This is a genomic window from Mycolicibacterium sarraceniae (assembly GCF_010731875.1).
GTDB lineage: Bacteria > Actinomycetota > Actinomycetes > Mycobacteriales > Mycobacteriaceae > Mycobacterium > Mycobacterium sarraceniae.
Map to the genome: position 1 here is coordinate 4,760,001 of NZ_AP022595.1, position 14,025 is coordinate 4,774,025.

Below are 14,025 nucleotides of genomic sequence, written 5' to 3' on the forward strand. Positions count from 1 at the left end.
ACGACCCTGGTGTCGATTTGCCGGCTCCCCTAGCTGGCTTCCACGACGGGCTGGGCCGGCGGGGGCGCTGGGAGCACTGCATAGAGATCCTTTTCGAGCTGCAGACGCACATCGTCGACGGAATCCAGATCCTGCACCGAGATACCGAACGCATCGACCACGGACGAGCCGAGCGTGATGATCTTGGCCCAGGCGATATCCGCCGCGGCGCGTTCGAACACTCCGGTGAGCAGTGCGAGCAGCCCGGTGCGGTCGGTGGTGCGAATCTCGACGACCAGCTGACCCTCGTCACTGCCGTCGTGCCACAGGATGCGCGGCGGAGCGGGCACGGCGTTGATCGGCACGGCCGGCTTGTGCTCCCCCACCCGGCCGGTGCCGTATTGGGTCGCCTCCCGGTCGCGCTTCTCCAGTGCGGCGATGACGTCGAGCTCGCCGTCGAGGGCGAGGATGAACTGCTGTCGCAAGAGCTCGGCGGCGGGTGGCGCACCGAAATGCGGTGACACCACGAACGTATTGATCGCCGAGCCATCAGCACTGTTGACCGATGCCGAGTGCACCCGCAGCGAGTTGAGCGCGAGCACACCGGCCGCTTTGGACAGCAGGCCTCGCCGGTCCGGGGCGATGATCGCCACGTTGTAGGTGTGGGCGCCGTCCCCTGGCGTCATCTCGACATGCACCCCGTGATCCGCGGCAAGCGAAAGATGATGGGGGTCAATCGGATCCGCCTGCGGCAAGGGCTCCCCAGCCAGCACCAGCCGGCAGCGCCGGACCAGGTCACCGATCAGTGAGGCCTTCCAGTCGCCCCACACCCCGGGGCCGGTGGCCAGCGAGTCCGCCTCGGCGAGGGCGTCCAGCAACTCGAGCAGCACCGGGTCACCACCGAGCGCCTCGACGACGCGGGCGATGATCTTGGGATCCTGCAGATCACGGCGTGTCGCGGTGTCGGGTAACAGCAGGTGATAGCGGACCATCGCAGCGAGCAAGTCGATATCCGACGGCCACAAGCCCAGCCGGGTGCCGACCTGCACGGCCAGGTCGGCACCGATCACGCTGTGGTCGCCACCGCGACCCTTCCCAATATCGTGCAGCAGCGCACCGAGCACCAGGAGGTCGGGGCGGGACACTCGGGTTGTGAAAGCGCTTGCCCGCGAGACAGTTTCGACGAGATGCCGGTCGACGGTCCAGATGTGGACAACGTCGCGCGGCGGAAGGTCGCGCACGGCTCCCCACTCCGGGAAGAGCCGCCCCCACAACCCGGTGCGGTCCAACTCTTCGACGGTGGCGACGGTCGCCGGACCGGCGGCCAGCAGCACCAGCAGGTCTTTGAGTGCATCCCGGGGCCACGGCGTGCGCAGCTCGGGGGCCGAGGCCGCCAGCCGGCTCAGTGTCGAACCCGAAATCGGCAACCCGGTGGTCGCCGAGGCGGCGGCCACCCGCAGGATCAGGCCCGGATCGCGTTCCGGGCGGGCGTCGCGCGCCAGGATGACCTCCCCGGCGAACTCCACCACGCCTTCGTCAAGCGGGCGACGGGTGGGGCGGCGCAATACCGAAAGCCCGCGCTTGGGAAGGGCATTGGCAGCCGTTCGCAATCCGGCATCGACGTAGTAGCTGATGGTGCGCGCCCCGTCGGAGAGCACCCGGGCCAGATCGAACCGGTCGCCGATGCGCAGCGCGGCACCGATCTCGTCGGCGAACTGGGCCAGCAGCTGATCGCGGCCACGCTTGGAGGAGCGATGCAATTCGGTGCGCACGTTCAGCAGCGCCAGGTGCGCCTCGCCCAGCGATCCGGTCGGCGAGGCCAGCGAGTGGCTCGGGTAGACATCGGCCAGCTGCGCGATCGCCAGCGCATTGAGCAGTTGGACATCGCGCAGACCACCGCGGCCGCACTTCAGGTCGGGCTCGGCACGGTGCGCGATCTGACCGCTGCGCTCCCAGCGCGCCTGGGTGAGTTCGACGAGCTCGTCGAACCGGGAGCCGATCCCGGTGCGCCACTGCCTGCGGGCGCCACCGACCAGCAGTTGGGACAGCTCGGCATCGCCGGCGATATGACGCACCTCCAGCATCGCCAACCCCGCCGAGATGTCCTCACTGGCCACGGTAAGCGCCTCGGGCACAGTGCGGACACTGTGATCAAGGCGAATGTTGGCGTCCCACAACGGATACCACAACAGTTCGGCAACCTGACTGACGATGTCGACGGGCATGTTGTCGTGCAACAACATGAGATCGAGATCGGAATAGGGCACGAATTCGCGGCGGCCCAGTCCCCCGGTGGCGACGATCGCGAACCCACTGGTGGGGGTGATCCCGATCTCGGTGGCTTTGGCGGACAGCCAGAATTCGTGCAGATCCAGCAGAGCATCGCGCAAGTCGACCGAATCGAGTTGGCGCTGACCGCCTTCCAGCAACTGCCGGCATGCCCCGGCCAGATCCTTCGCGGGCTTGGACGAGCCCGCCGCCGGTGCCTCCCATCGGGAAGCGCCGGCGGCGGGATCTCTTGATTGCTTTGTCATCTCAGTCCTCCCACGGCCGACCCTCGAACTAACGCCTATTCGGTGTGGCCGCGAGAAAACGTCACATCGGATGCGTCAGAGAGCGTCGGACCCCCGCTCGCCGGTGCGGACCCGAACAACGGTCTCCACCGGACTGACCCACACCTTGCCGTCACCGATCTTGCCGGTGCGGGCGGCCTGCACGATGACGTCCACGACCTTGTCGACGGCAGAGTCATCGACCACGACCTCCACGCGGACCTTGGGTACGAAGTCGACGGAGTATTCCGCGCCTCGGTACACCTCTGTGTGACCCTTCTGGCGTCCGTATCCCTGCACCTCACTGACGGTCATCCCAAGGATACCCGTCTGCTCGAGGCCGGTCTTGACGTCTTCCAGCGTGAACGGCTTGACGATCGCAGTAATCAGTTTCATTTCCCTCATTCCTCCGCGCCGTGACGACCGAGAACCGAGCCTGTGCCAGCCGTTGCGAAGTCGTACGCGGTCTCCGCGTGCTCGGCTTCGTCGATGCCGGATGCCTCTTCCTCGCGATCAAGCCGCAGTCCGATGGTGTACTTGACGATCAAGGCCAAGATAGCGGTACCCACCGCGGAGTACCCCAGAACCGCGAAGGCGCCGATGGCCTGCTTGATCAACTGATCGAAACCACCGCCGTAGAACAGGCCGGAAACCGCTGCCGGTGCCTCTGAGGTGGCCACCAGGCCGACCATCAGGGTGCCGAACAGGCCGCCGATCAGGTGGACGCCGACCACGTCGAGCGAGTCGTCGAAGCCCAGCTTGTACTTCAAGCCGACAGCGAGCGCGCAGATGATGCCGGCGCCCGCGCCGATCGCGAGTGCGCCAACAACATTCACCGACGAGCAGGACGGCGTGATCGCGACCAGGCCGGCCACGATGCCCGACGCACCACCCAGGGTGGTGGCATGTCCGTCGCGAATCCGCTCGGTGAGCAGCCAGCCGAGCATCGCCGCACCGGTGGCGACGGTCGTGGTGATGAAGGTGACACCGGCAATTCCGTTGGAGCCCACCGCCGAACCGGCGTTGAAGCCGTACCAACCGAACCACAGCAGACCGGCGCCGAGCATCACGAACGGCAGGTTGTGCGGCCGCATCGGGGCGCCCGGCCATCCGAGGCGCTTGCCTAGGATGATCGCGAGCACCAGACCGGCGGTACCGGAGTTGATGTGCACCGCGGTGCCACCGGCGAAGTCGATTGCCTTGAGCTTGGTGGCAATCCAGCCGCCGTGCTCAGCAGTCACGCCGTCAAAGGCGAACACCCAGTGGGCAACCGGGAAATACACGAAGGTTGCCCACAGCCCGGCGAAGACCAGCCAGCCACCGAACTTCAGGCGATCGGCGACCGCACCGGAGATCAGGGCGACCGTGATGATCGCGAACATCAGCTGGAAGGCCACGAAGACGACCTGGGGAATGGTCCCGGCCAACGGGATTGACACAGCCGGATCCGTCGGGGTGAGCTGCGCGTACGTGCCGCCGATCAAGCCCTTGAGACCGAAGTACTGGCTGGGGTCGCCGAACAAGTTGAACTTGTCGTTGCCGAATGCCAGTGAGTAGCCGTATAGCACCCACAAGACGGTGACAACGCCCATGGCGCTAATACTCATCATGAGCATGTTGAGCACGCCCTTGGCACGCACCATGCCGCCATAGAAAAAGGCTAGGCCTGGCGTCATCAGCAGCACTAGCGCGGCGCTCGCAAGCATCCACGCGGTGTCACCGGTGTCCGGCGCGCCCATTATCGGGAATCCATCCACTCGCAGTATCTCCTTCACCCATGCCACGGTTAGGCACCGTTGACCTAGGCCATGACAATGCGCAGTAGTTGTTTCAGCTACGACGCCTAGGTGTTTCGCGCGTGTGAACGGATTGACTGTCTTCGTTTCGCGGGTGTTAAGTCCCGCAATTGGCCCCGCTCAGAAGGGATTGCGGGTTATCCGAGTAGCGCGTCTACGAACGCTGCCGCCTCGAATGGCGCCAGATCGTCGGGCCCTTCGCCCAATCCGACAAGCTTCACCGGGACGCCCAGTTCGTGCTGGACGCGGAAGACGATGCCGCCCTTGGCCGTGCCGTCGAGTTTGGTCAGCACCACACCGGTGATGTCGACGACCTCAGCGAACACCCGCGCCTGTGCCAGGCCGTTCTGACCGATGGTCGCGTCGAGCACCAGCAGCACCTCATCGACGGCAGCGCGCTTGCTGACCACCCGCTTGACCTTGCCGAGCTCGTCCATCAGGCCGGTCTTGGTGTGCAGTCGCCCGGCCGTGTCGATGACGACGACATCGGCCCCGGTCGCGATGCCCTTGTCCACCGAATCGAAGGCCACCGACGCCGGGTCGGCGCCTTCTGCGCCACGAACCACCTCGGCGCCGACCCGCGATGCCCAGCTCTGCAGCTGGTCGGCGGCGGCCGCCCGGAACGTGTCGGCGGCGCCGAGCACGACCCGGCGTCCATCGGCGACCAAGACCCGGGCCAACTTGCCGACGGTGGTGGTCTTGCCGGTCCCGTTGACGCCCACGACCAGCAGCACCGACGGCTTGTTGGCGTGCGGCAGGGCCTTGATCGAGCGGTCCAGGCCGGGGTTGAGCTCGGCGATCAACACGTCGCGCAGCACCGCGCGGGCTTCGGCCTCGGTGCGTACGGTCGCGGCAGCCAGCCGGCTGCGCAGCTGCTCGATCACCGAAGCGGTCACGACGGGCCCGAGATCGGCGATCAGCAGGGTGTCCTCGACCTCTTCCCAGGACGCCTCATCGAGGTCGCCGCCGCCGAGCAGGCCCAGCATGCCGCGGCCCAGCGCGTTCTGCGATTTGGCGAGCCGCCCGCGCAGGCGCTCCAGGCGGCCTTCGGCTGGGGCGATGGCGTCGAGGGCGGGGGCGGCGGGTGTGACCGGCGGCGGCGCTGGCGCCTCCGGCTCGACGGGCGGGGCGGGCGGGGCTACCGGCGCTTCGGGGGCTACCTCGGTGACAGGCTCCTCGCGCACCTCCGGCTCGGGCAGCCGCACATCGGCGATCGGACGCTTGACCGAGTCGCGCGGCAACGCTGCGTCGTCACCGACGCCCGGCAGGCCGGTGACGTCCGCCGTGGGCGGTGCGGGCGGGGTCGGTGCCGACGAGCTGAACGAAATGCCCGTCGAGGCGGTGTATCCACCGGATCGGTCGATCGGTGCGGGAGTCTCTGAGCTGGGGCGCAGACTGATCTGACGCCGCCGGAACCGCACCAGCCCGACGACGATTGCAGCGATGAGCAGGACGGCGATGACCGCTATAGCGATCCAGAGACCCTCTGACACCGTGCCATTGTTTCAGGGCTCGGTGCAGGCCCATACGCCCCCTGGACGACGGGGCACCTAATGACGATGGATCAGACCGCCGGACCGCCAGCGCCTCGTTGCCGTGCGTATCGCGATCCTTGCGCGTCTGGCCAATCGCCTCCCGTGCCACGTCTGCCGCCCCACGTCTCGAACGCCGGTGACGTCGCGAGCCCAGCCGCAGCATCCACGGCCACCTCAGCACTGCTGGTTGCGGCATGAAACACCTCGCGGACCTCGCCGGCATGCCAGCGTTCGATATCACCGATAGTGAGGGGCATGGCCACTCAGAGATTCGGTCCGGCCAACGATTCGACGTTAACGCGAAGCACCATCGCATCTCCTCCAGAACTGGCGGCCAATGGATACCAGCAAAGGCCGCGACACCACCGGCCGGTGGGATGAGCACGCACACCGGCTTCACCGTCGGACTATCCGCCGCTGGCCGACACCAGCTCTTCGCCGCGCATCCGCTGCGAGATCACCGTGGTGATGCCGTCACCCTGCATCGTGACGCCGTAGAGCGCGTCAGCGATTTCCATCGTCGGCTTCTGGTGGGTGATGACGATCAGCTGTGACTGCGACCGCAGCTGCTCGAACAACCCGATCAACCGGCGCAGGTTCACATCGTCGAGGGCAGCTTCGACCTCGTCCATGACGTAGAAGGGCGATGGGCGGGCCCGGAAAATCGCCACCAGCATCGCCACCGCAGTCAACGATTTCTCACCACCGGACAATAGCGAGAGGCGCTTGACCTTCTTGCCCGGCGGGCGGGCCTCCACCTCGACGCCAGTGGTGAGCAAATCATTGGGGTCGGTCAGCAGCAGCCGACCTTCACCGCCGGGGAACAACGCCGAGAAGACCTGTTCGAATTCACGCTCGACGTCGGCGTAGGCCTCAGCGAACACCTGCAGAATCCGGGCATCGACATCGGAGATGACGTCGAGCAAGTCCTTGCGCGCGGCCTTGACGTCCTCAAGCTGGGTGGCCAGGAAGTTATAGCGTTCCTCCAGAGCCGCGAACTCTTCCAGCGCAAGGGGATTCACCCGACCCAGCTCGGCCAGCTCGCGTTCCGCACGTTTGGCACGGCGCTCCTGGGTCGGCCGGTCGAACACCATCGGTGCGGGCGCGGTGACCTGCTCGCCGCGCTCCTTGGCCTGTTCGTATTCGGCCATCTCCAGCTCCGACGGCGGCAGCGACACATCGGGGCCATACTCGGCGATCAGATCGTCGGCGGTCATACCGAATTGCTCGAGCACCATGCCCTCGAGCTGTTCGATTCGCATGGCGGCTTGGGCCTTGGCCACCTCGTCGCGATGCAGCGAGTCGGTCAGCGCGGTGATCCGGCTGTTCAGTGCGGTCACTTCTTCGCGAGCAGCGGTCATCGCGGCGGCCCGTTCCTGGCGCTCTGCGGCGAGGCTGTCGCGGCGGCGGGACGCGGCGGCGACAACACCAGCCAACCGCTCGGCGACGCGGCGGCCGGAGTCGGCCACCGCGGCCGCCACCGCGGCGGCATGCTCGCGGGCAGCGCGGGCGCGCTGCGCGCGAACCCGCGCCTCCCGCTCGGCAACCGCGGCGCGGCGGAGTGAATCCGCACGCCCGCGAACGGCATTCGCGCGTTCCTCGGCGGTCCGCACCGCCAGCCGCACCTCTACCTCGACGGCACGGGCTTCTTCAGCCGCGGCCTGCATGTACTGGCGATCCACCGGCTCGTCATCGACGGCCGTCTGGTCGTCTTGCGCTGTGGCCAGCCGGTTCTCGAGCTCGGTGAGCTCCTGGACCGTCTGCAGCCGGCTGGCCTCCAGCTCGCCGCGTTGGGCCAGCTGGCGGCGCCACTCCTCCTCGGCCGCTCGGGCTTCCTGCCCGAGCCGGCCGAGCTGCTCGTAGATCGCTGAAATCGCGGCATCGGATTCGTTGAGCGCGGCCAGGGCCTCCTCGGCGGCCTCCTGGCGGTTGCCCTGCTCAGCCAGCGCGCCGGTCAGTGCTGCCGACAGCTCGTCGACCAGCGTCTCGGAAGCAGCGAGTTCGGTTCTGGCCTTGTCGATTTCGCCAGCGATCTCCAGTGTGCTGGGCTTGCGGTCAGAGCCTCCGCTGACCCAGCCCGCGCCCACCAGGTCGCCGTCACGCGTCACCGCACGAAGCGTCGGACGCGCGGATACCAGATCGAGCGCCGCACCCAGGTCGCCCACGACGGCGACATCGGATAGCATCGCGGTCATCGCACCCTGAAGGCGCTGCGGCGCCTCGATCAGATCCAGCGCCCAGGTCACGCCGTCGGGCAACGCACCGGCCGGCCGCGCCGTTATCGGCCAGTCCCCCAACACGATTGCGGCCCGGCCGCCGTCGGCGTCCTTGAGCGCGCGCACCGCGGAGCGGGCGGCGGAGGAGTCATCAGCGGCCACCGCGTCGGCGGCTGCGCCCAGCACCGTCGCCAACGCCCCCTCGTAGCCCGAGCGCACCCGAACCAGTTTGGCGATGGTTCCGAAAAGCCCTGCGCCACTGTGATTCTGAGTCAGCCATGCCGAACCGTCTTTACGTTCCAACCCGACGGAGAGCGCATCGATGCGCGCTCGTAATGAGGCGACCTGCCGCTCGGCGGCGCGCTCGGCGGACTGCAATTCGGCCACCCGCTCATCGGCCAACCGCAGTGCGGTGATCGAGCGATCGTGTTGTTCGTCGAGCCCGACCTCACCCTGATCGAGCTCACCGACGCGGCCCTGCACGGTCTCGAACTCGGCCCTGGCGTGCTCAGTTCGGGCCCCGGCCTCCTCGATCGCAGTGGTCAGTCGCGCCACCCCGTCGTCGATGGACTCGACCCGGGCACGCAAGGTGTCAACCTGTCCGGACAACCGGGCCAAGCCTTCGCGGCGGTCGGCTTCGGCGCGCACGGCCGCCATGTGTGCGCGTTCGGCTTCGGTGGCCGCGCGTTCGCGTTCACCGAGCTCGGCGCGGGCGACCTCGAGCCGGGACTGGGCTTCGGCCAGCTCGGCCAGCAGCTCCCGCTCCCGGGCCGCGACCTCGTCGGCCTCGGCTTCCAGGGCGTCGGGGTCCGGGCCGGTGCCCGCGGCGGGTTCGGCATCCAGGTATTGCGCGCGCTCGCTGGCGATGCGGACCGTGGCGCTGACCCGCTCGGCCAGCGCGGACAGCCGGAACCATGCCTGCTGGGCGGCGTCGGTGCGTTCGGACAGCGTGGCCACGGCGGCCTCGTGGGCGGTCAGCGCCTCGGTGGCCACCACGAGGCGGGTCGCGGCTTCGTCGTGCTCGCGGCGCAGCATGGTCTCGGTGTTATCGGCGCCGGCGAACTCGGCCCGGCGGACCACCAGATCATCGGCGGCCAGCCGCAGCCGGGCGTCGCGCAGATCGGCCTGGATGGTCTGGGCGCGTCGCGCCATCTCCGCCTGGCGGCCCAGTGGTTTGAGCTGGCGGCGCAGCTCGGTGGTCAGATCGGTGAGCCGGGCCAGGTTGGCCGCCATCGAATCCAGCTTCCGGACCGCCTTTTCCTTGCGTTTGCGGTGCTTGAGCACACCGGCGGCCTCTTCGATGAAGGCCCGGCGGTCTTCGGGCCGTGACTCGAGGATCTGCGAGAGCCGGCCCTGGCCGACGATGACGTGCATCTCGCGGCCGATACCGGAGTCGCTCAACAGCTCCTGGACGTCCATCAGCCGGCAGCCGCTGCCGTTGATCTCGTACTCACCGGCACCGTCGCGGAACATCCGGCGAGTAATCGAGACCTCGGCGTACTCGATGGGCAGCGCATTGTCGGAGTTATCGATGGTCAGCGTGACCTCGGCACGCCCGAGCGGCGCTCGCGACGAGGTGCCGGCGAAGATGACATCCTCCATCTTGCCGCCGCGCAGGGTCTTGGCGCCCTGCTCGCCCATCACCCAGGCCAGCGCGTCGACGACATTGGATTTGCCGGAGCCGTTGGGGCCGACCACGCAGGTGATGCCCGGCTCGAAGCGCAGAGTCGTCGGCGATGCGAAGGATTTGAAGCCCTTCAGCGTCAGACTCTTGAGGTACACGGGGTGCAACCTTACCGGCGCAGGAGGGCCTGTTCGCGCAACCGTGCTGCGTGGTTAACGTCTTCCCAGACGTTCATCACCCAGCGGTTGCTTCCGAACAGGCGGGGCTGAAGTGACGAATGTTACTTCTGGGGCTTACTTTTCGACAAAACCGCGCAGCGTCTCACCGGCAGCTGACCAGTCGGCGATCACGGTGTCGACATGACCGGGCGTCGTTCCGCCCCGCAACAGCTCCAATAACCGCTCGCCGGCCGCGCGGGAACCCTGCGCCACGACCAGCACCCGCCCGTCGGCCTGGTTGCTCGCGTAGCCCGTCAGGCCTAGCTCCAGGGCCCGCGACCGCGTCCACCAGCGGAAACCCACGCCCTGCACGTGGCCGTGCACCCAGGCGGTCAGCCGGACGTCAGGTCCGGCCAACGTCGGCCACCTCGAACTGGACATCGGTGCCGGATTTGAGAGTGCGCCCCACGGTGCAGACCTGTTCGATCGCCCGGTTGACCACCACCACCAGGCGTTCAACGTCCTCGGCGGACAGTCCGGACAGATCGATCTCGAGCTTCTCCTCGAGCAGCGGGTAACGCTCCTGCTCCCGGTCGGCCGGCCCGGAGACTCTGATCACGGCCGGGTAGTCATCGCCCAGCCGGCGGCGCAGCGGCTGATCGCTGCTCAGCCCGCTACAGCCGGCCAGTGCGACCTTGAGCAGCTCACCGGGGGTGAAGACGCCCTCGTCGGTCTCCGAACCGATCAGCACCTCAGCCCCGCGACTGCTACGCCCGGTATAGCGCCGCACGCCGGTGCGTTCCACCCACAGATCGGTCATATGCCGTGCGCTCCTTTGGTCGGTGCTGTCTTCAACCACGCGGACGCGGCTGGCATTTCGGGCAGTAGTACGACGAGCGATTCATGAACTTGTCCCGGCGGATTGCCGTGCCACAGCGCGGGCAGGGCAGATCCTCGCGGCCGTAGACGTTCAGCGACCGGTCGAAGTAACCCGACTGGCCGTTGACGTTGACGTAGAGCGAATCGAAGGACGTGCCACCCTGCCCCAGCGCCTCACGCATCACCTCGGTGGCCGCGTCGAGCAGCTCGCCGAGCTCGCGGCGCGTCAGCTTCTCGGCCAGTCGGGCGCCGTTGATCTTGGCCCGCCACAGCGACTCGTCGGCGTAGATGTTGCCGACGCCGGAGACCACGGTTTGATCGAGCAGCTGCCGCTTGATCTCAGAGTGCTTGCGGCGCAACACCGTAACAACGGTCTCGCGATCGAAGAGCGGGTCAAGCGGGTCGCGAGCGATGTGGGCCACCGGCTCGGGGACCCGGCTGCCGTCGACCACGACAACATCGGCCAGCTGCCACCCGCCGAAGGTGCGCTGGTCGACGAAACTGAGCGGGGTGCCGTCGTCGAGCACCGCCGCAATCCGCAGATGGTTGGTGTTGGGGATTTCGCCGAGCAGCATCTGCCCGCTCATCCCCAGGTGGATCACCAGAGCGGTGTCATCGGAGAGGTTGAGCCACAAGTACTTTCCGCGCCGATCTGTGTCGATGATCTTCGCATCGAGCAGCCGAGCGGTCAGATCGGCCGCACCCGCTTCATGTCGGCGCACCGCGCGCGGATGGTGCACGCGCACCGCGGTTATCGTCTTGCCGGCCACGTGGGCTTGTAGGCCGCGCCGGACGACCTCGACCTCCGGCAGTTCAGGCATCCGGTTGTTGGCCCTTGATGGCCTGCCATGCCTGGGCTGCGGCCTTCTGTTCGGCTTCCTTCTTGGAGCGGCCCACACCGGTGCCGTATTCGGTCTCCCCCACCACGACGGTCGCCGTGAACAGCTTGTCGTGGTCGGGCCCCGTTGAGGTCACGAGGTAGTTCGGCGGGCCCAAACCCTTTGACGCACTGAGCTCTTGAAGGCTGGTCTTCCAGTCCAGCCCGGCGCCCAGCGTCGGCGCGGTGTCCAGGAGAGCGCCGAACAACCGCATGATGACCTTGCGTGCGGTGTCGATACCGTGCGTCAGGTACACCGCACCCAGCAGCGATTCCATCCCGTCGGCCAGGATGCTGGATTTGTCGGCCCCACCGGTGTTGAGCTCACCTCGGCCCAACAACAGGTACGCGCCAAGCCCGTCGTCGGTAAGTGCGCGCCCGACATCGGCCAGCGCGTGGGTGTTGACGATGCTGGCGCGCAGCTTGGCCAGGTCGCCTTCGGAGCGGTCCGGGTGGCGGTGGAATAGCTCGTCGGTCACCATGAGCCCAAGCACCGCGTCGCCGAGAAACTCCAGCCGCTCGTTGGTGGGCAGGCCGCCGTGTTCGTAGGCATAGCTGCGGTGGGTCAACGCCAGCGTCAGCAACTCTTCCGGCATGTCAACGCCGAGGGCGTCCAGCAGATTCTCACGTGGCGGACTCACGAAGCGCCGGCCCCCCGCCCGGGGTTGTTCCCCTCGTCTGCGGCGGGAAACATGTTCTTCAGCTTGGCAAAACGCGGGTCGATCTCGTCGTGGTGGTGGCCCGGTTCGGCACTCGACAACGGGACACCGCACCTCGTGCACAGCCCCGGGCAGTCCTCGGTGCACACCGGAGTAAACGGCAGGGCCAGGCCGACCGCATCGACGATCGACTGTTCGAGGTCGATGGTCTGGTCGATGACGTGACCGACCTCGTCCTCCTCGGTCGTGGATTCCGTTGCGCTGTCGGGATAGGCGAACAGTTCGGTCAACGAGATTTCGACGTCACCGGTGAACGGCGTCAGGCACCGGGAGCATTCACCGCGGGTCGGCGCGTGCAGCGTGCCGGTGACCAGCACTCCCTCGGACACCGATTCCAGACGCAGATGCAGATTCACATCCGCACCGCGTTCGATCGCGATCAGGTCCAACCCGATTCGGGACGGGCTCGACACAGTCTCGCGCACCTCCAGCATGGAGCCGGGACGCCGTCCCAGCCGGGAGATATCGAACACCAGCGGCAACCGCGAGTTGGGCCTCATTCGGGCACTGCGTGACGTCGCCATGAAGTCAATCTTAAAACCCGGCGCGACCTGATTCAGCCAGTAGGCGCAGGCCGTGCCGTTCAGCGCTGCACGTAGTCGTGGGTCCCGGCGGCGGTCCGCAGCTGGTGACGACCCCTGCTGACGGAACGCAGAGTGCCGTTGAGGTAGTCCTCGAACTGGGCGAGTTTGTTGTCGACGTAGATATCGCACTCACCGCGCAGGCGGTCGGCTTCGGCGTGTGCGGTGTCGATCAACCGGGTCGCTTCGGCGTGCGCCGCCTGCACGACCTCGGTTTCGGAGACCAGCCGCTGCTGCTCCTTGATGCCTTCCTGAACAGCCTTCTCATAGGAAATGTTGCCGCTCTCCACCAGCCGGTCGGCCTCGGCCTTCGCCCTGCTGGTGGCCGCCTCGTACTCACGCTTGGAGGTCGCCGCCAGACGGCTCGACTCCTCGCGGGCCTCGAGAACGGTGCGCTCGCTGTGCTGGCGGGCCTCGCCGACCATGCGGTCGGCCTGCGATTTGGCATCCGCCAGCAGCCGGTCGGCCTCCGCGCGGGCATGGCTCAGCAGTGAGTCTGCCTCGGCGGCGGAGTTCGACACCATCGAATCGGAATGCTCTTTGGCCTCGCGCAGCAGTGAATCGCGGGCGTCCAGCACATCCTGGGCGTCGTCGAGCTCGCCGGGGATGGCGTCCTTGATGTCGTCGATGAGCTCCAGCACGTCACCGCGCGGGACCACGCAACCAGCCGTCATCGGAACGCCGCGGGCCTCTTCGACAATCGCGCTCAACTCATCGAGCGCTTCAAAAACTCGGTACACGGCGCCACCCTCCTGGGCGTAGTTGGTAGTGACTAGTGTGCCTGGTGTTACGCCTGTGACTGTGACGACATGCCGGTGTGTCGGAAAGACGTTGTTGGTAAGCGCACCGGTCAGAGGGCGTCCCGTCGGAGATTATGTCGGGCTGACGTCTACGGCGCGGGCAATCCGCCCAGTGGGCTCGCTACTTGATCGCCGCCGAAATCGCATCGCGGGCGCGGTCGAGCATCCGCGTGAGATCCGCGGCGTCCATGTCCATCTTCTCCAGGGCCGACAAGTCCTCCTTGGCCTGATGCTCTTCAGCAAGCAGGGCGTCGACGATACTGTCACCGTCGGTCACGTGGCCTTCGACTCCGAGGCGTGCCGAACCTC

At 67.2% G+C, this 14,025-nt stretch carries 12 protein-coding genes; all 12 read right to left on the minus strand.

Annotated elements, in window-relative coordinates; translation table 11 throughout:
* Window positions 1-29 precede the first annotated feature (29 nt).
* Entirely contained in the window at window positions 30-2,513 is a 2,484-nt protein-coding gene (locus G6N13_RS23705; RefSeq protein WP_163701301.1) for a [protein-PII] uridylyltransferase, read from the minus strand.
* Window positions 2,514-2,588: 75 nt separating this feature from the next.
* Complete coding sequence (locus G6N13_RS23710; protein ID WP_005148837.1) at window positions 2,589-2,927, minus strand: P-II family nitrogen regulator; 339 nt, start codon at window positions 2,925-2,927, stop codon at window positions 2,589-2,591.
* Between the two features lie 5 nt (window positions 2,928-2,932).
* Complete coding sequence (locus tag G6N13_RS23715) at window positions 2,933-4,270, minus strand: ammonium transporter (protein WP_163702479.1); 1,338 nt, start codon at window positions 4,268-4,270, stop codon at window positions 2,933-2,935.
* Window positions 4,271-4,464: 194 nt separating this feature from the next.
* Entirely contained in the window at window positions 4,465-5,820 is a 1,356-nt protein-coding gene (gene ftsY, locus G6N13_RS23720; protein WP_163701304.1) for a signal recognition particle-docking protein FtsY, read from the minus strand.
* A 449-nt stretch (window positions 5,821-6,269) separates the two neighbouring features.
* Window positions 6,270-9,860 carry a chromosome segregation protein SMC gene (smc, locus tag G6N13_RS23725; protein ID WP_163701307.1) on the minus strand — a complete coding sequence of 1,197 codons (3,591 nt, stop codon included), beginning with the start codon at window positions 9,858-9,860 and terminating at the stop codon, window positions 6,270-6,272.
* A 135-nt stretch (window positions 9,861-9,995) separates the two neighbouring features.
* Window positions 9,996-10,277 (minus strand): acylphosphatase, encoded by a 282-nt coding sequence (locus G6N13_RS23730; RefSeq protein WP_179965045.1) that lies wholly within the window; start codon window positions 10,275-10,277, stop codon window positions 9,996-9,998.
* Window positions 10,264-10,680: an OsmC family protein gene (locus tag G6N13_RS23735; protein ID WP_163701313.1), complete on the minus strand. Its 417-nt coding sequence runs from the start codon at window positions 10,678-10,680 to the stop codon at window positions 10,264-10,266. Before G6N13_RS23735 ends, G6N13_RS23730 begins: the two co-directional genes overlap by 14 nt.
* Window positions 10,681-10,711: 31 nt before the next feature.
* Window positions 10,712-11,560, minus strand: coding sequence for a DNA-formamidopyrimidine glycosylase (gene mutM / locus G6N13_RS23740; RefSeq protein ID WP_163701316.1), 849 nt, complete (start codon window positions 11,558-11,560; stop codon window positions 10,712-10,714).
* The gene (gene rnc / locus G6N13_RS23745) at window positions 11,553-12,212 is read right to left on the minus strand and encodes a ribonuclease III (protein ID WP_407663951.1); all 660 of its coding nucleotides are present in this window, start codon (window positions 12,210-12,212) and stop codon (window positions 11,553-11,555) included. The genes mutM and rnc overlap by 8 nt, the downstream gene beginning before the upstream one ends.
* A 41-nt stretch (window positions 12,213-12,253) precedes the next feature.
* Complete coding sequence (locus G6N13_RS23750) at window positions 12,254-12,859, minus strand: YceD family protein (RefSeq protein ID WP_163701322.1); 606 nt, start codon at window positions 12,857-12,859, stop codon at window positions 12,254-12,256.
* A gap of 59 nt (window positions 12,860-12,918) precedes the next feature.
* Window positions 12,919-13,656 carry a cell division protein SepIVA gene (sepIVA, locus tag G6N13_RS23755; RefSeq protein ID WP_163701325.1) on the minus strand — a complete coding sequence of 246 codons (738 nt, stop codon included), beginning with the start codon at window positions 13,654-13,656 and terminating at the stop codon, window positions 12,919-12,921.
* Between the two features lie 181 nt (window positions 13,657-13,837).
* Window positions 13,838-13,993, minus strand: coding sequence for a hypothetical protein (locus tag G6N13_RS23760; protein ID WP_163701329.1), 156 nt, complete (start codon window positions 13,991-13,993; stop codon window positions 13,838-13,840).
* Window positions 13,994-14,025 lie beyond the last annotated feature (32 nt).

Bases quoted from the DNA above. Each gene is read 5' to 3' on its own strand.
- G6N13_RS23735 (WP_163701313.1), bottom strand. From the start codon at position 10,680: ATGACCGATCTGTGGGTGGAACGCACCGGCGTGCGGCGCTATACCGGG.
- G6N13_RS23710 (WP_005148837.1), bottom strand. From the start codon at position 2,927: ATGAAACTGATTACTGCGATCGTCAAGCCGTTCACGCTGGAAGACGTC.
- rnc (WP_407663951.1), bottom strand. From the start codon at position 12,212: ATGCCGGAAGAGTTGCTGACGCTGGCGTTGACCCACCGCAGCTATGCC.
- mutM (WP_163701316.1), bottom strand. From the start codon at position 11,560: ATGCCTGAACTGCCGGAGGTCGAGGTCGTCCGGCGCGGCCTACAAGCC.
- G6N13_RS23705 (WP_163701301.1), bottom strand. From the start codon at position 2,513: ATGACAAAGCAATCAAGAGATCCCGCCGCCGGCGCTTCCCGATGGGAG.
- G6N13_RS23715 (WP_163702479.1), bottom strand. From the start codon at position 4,270: ATGGGCGCGCCGGACACCGGTGACACCGCGTGGATGCTTGCGAGCGCC.
- G6N13_RS23750 (WP_163701322.1), bottom strand. From the start codon at position 12,859: ATGGCGACGTCACGCAGTGCCCGAATGAGGCCCAACTCGCGGTTGCCG.